This window comes from Chamaesiphon sp. VAR_69_metabat_338 (genome assembly GCF_031423935.1).
Classification (GTDB): Bacteria; Cyanobacteriota; Cyanobacteriia; order Cyanobacteriales; family Chamaesiphonaceae; genus Chamaesiphon.
Genome location: NZ_JANPGM010000673.1, coordinates 1 through 2,372, shown reverse-complemented (window position 1 = coordinate 2,372; position 2,372 = coordinate 1). Strand labels below are relative to the sequence as shown.

The window sequence follows — 2,372 nt, the reverse complement described above, 5'->3', positions numbered from 1 at the left end:
AATCGCGCCTTCGCCGAGTTTATTTAATAACCGTTCAGCCGCAGTTTGGAGCGAATTAGCATCGACATCGCCCAGTTCTGCGATAACGATCTTAAACTCGCCAATAGTTTGGGCTTGAGTTAGTAATTGCTCGGCTTTAGCGATCGCCAGTTCTCCCTTCGCCGTCTCTAATTGCTTCTGATTAGCTTTGAGTTCGGCTTGCATCGTCGAGATTCGATCGAGAATTTCTTCGGGTTTAGCTTTAAATCGATCGCTCAATTCTTTGACTACTTTATCTCGCACATTGAGGTAGTCTAAAATCGCATTACCCGCCACAGCTTCAATCCGCCGCACTCCGGCAGCTACTCCCGCTTCACTGATGATTTTAAAGGCACCAATTTCGGCGGTATTATTTACATGAATACCACCACACAATTCCATCGATACGCCAGGGAAATCGATGACGCGGACGTCATCGCCGTATTTTTCACCAAACATGGCGACGGCACCTTTAGCTTTGGCTTGCGCGATCGGCATGACCTCAATTTCGGCTGAATGTGCTTCGGTAATCCAATTATTTACCAACTCTTCCACCTGTTGAACTTCCGCAGGTGTGAGCGCACGGGGACAGTTAAAATCGAACCGCAAGCGATCGAATGAAACAAGCGAACCTGCTTGGGAAATTTCAGCATCGACGAGTTGTTTTAAAGCTGCTTGTAATAGGTGAGTTGCGGTATGATTGGCTTGAGCGCGACGACGACAAGCAGTGTCAATTTGGGCGGTAATGGTATCGCCAACTCGCAAACTTCCGCGCTCGATCGATCCAAAGTGAACGAAGAAATCTGACTCTTTTTTGACATCATCGATGCGAACTAATAAATTATCCCCCGATAAGTACCCGCGATCGCCAATTTGTCCGCCAGATTCGGCATAGAAGGGGCTTTTATCTAGGACAATTTGCACATTCATCCCCGCATCTGCTTCGGTTACTGATTCGCCAGCAACCAACACAGCGACGACTTCAGCCTGACTAGCAGATTGCTTATAGCCCAAAAATTCAGTCGCCTGAATATGTTCGGCAAGTTTATCTAGAGAACCTTGCACTGTTAGATCGATCGATTCATGGGCACCTTGGGCGATCTTAATTTGTTCCTCCATCGCCAGATTATAACCATCGATATCGATCGTCAAACCTTCTTCTTCAGCGACCTCTTGAGTTAATTCTAATGGGAAACCATAAGTGTCATAAAGTTTGAAGGCATCTTTCCCATTAATTTGGTTGGTGCCGCGTTCTTTGACACTGGTAATCAGCTCTGCCAAAAGCTTTTCACCCCGTTCTAAGGTTTTGAGGAACTGGGTTTCTTCACGCTGCAATTCGGCCTTAATACTATCGGCTTTTTGACGCACATTTGGATAAGCCGATTCCGATAAGGCGATCGCAGTTTCGGCTACTTTGGTTGTAAAATCACCGTTAATGCCAATTAACCGACCGTGGCGCACTACCCGTCTCAATAAGCGTCGTAAAATATAACCGCGCCCAACATTCGATGCGCGAATTCCATCCGCATTCATATGGACGATCGCCCGAATATGATCGCCAATTACCTTCAACGAAGTCTTGGTTTTCTCATCACTATTAAAATAATCAATTCCCGCAATTTCCGCTGCAGTTTGAACGATCGGCAAAATCAAATCCGTCTCATAATTATTCGGCACATCTTGGAGGATTTGCGCCATCCGCTCCAACCCCATCCCCGTATCGATGTTCTTGTTCGCCAACGGCGTAAGATTGCCATCAACATCGCGGTTGTACTGCATGAACACCAGATTATAAAACTCAATAAATCTGCTGTCATCCTCCAAATCGATGTGCTCATTTCCCAATTCGGGATGGAAATCATAATAAAGTTCAGAGCATGGCCCACAAGGGCCTGTCGGCCCCGACACCCAAAAATTATCATCGGCACCCAATCGTTTGATTCGCAACGGATTCACGCCAATCTTATCTCGCCAGATTGCAAAAGCTTCATCGTCATCCTCAAATACGCTGACAACCAACCGCTCTGGCGGCAGATTGAACACCTTAGTCGAGATTTCCCAGCCCCACTCGATCGCTTGCTCTTTAAAATAGTCCCCAAAGCTAAAATTGCCCAGCATCTCAAAAAACGTATGATGCCGTGCCGTCCGCCCGACGTTCTCGATATCATTGGTACGGATACATTTCTGGGAAGTCGTCGCACGGGGAAAGTCGGGCTGACGTTGACCCAAGAAGATCGGCTTAAATGGTAACATCCCCGCGATCGTCAATAACACCGTCGGATCTTCCGGTACCAAAGAACCACTCGGCAACGGCTGATGTCCCCGCTGGCTATAAAAGTCGAGGAAGGCTTGAC

General features: G+C 47.2%; 1 protein-coding gene. It reads right to left on the bottom strand.

Annotation, left to right across the window (positions count from 1 at the left end; all coding sequences use genetic code 11):
• On the bottom strand, nucleotides 1–2,372 hold a 2,372-nt coding region (gene alaS, locus RMO84_RS18580), incomplete at both ends, for an alanine--tRNA ligase (protein ID WP_310489924.1).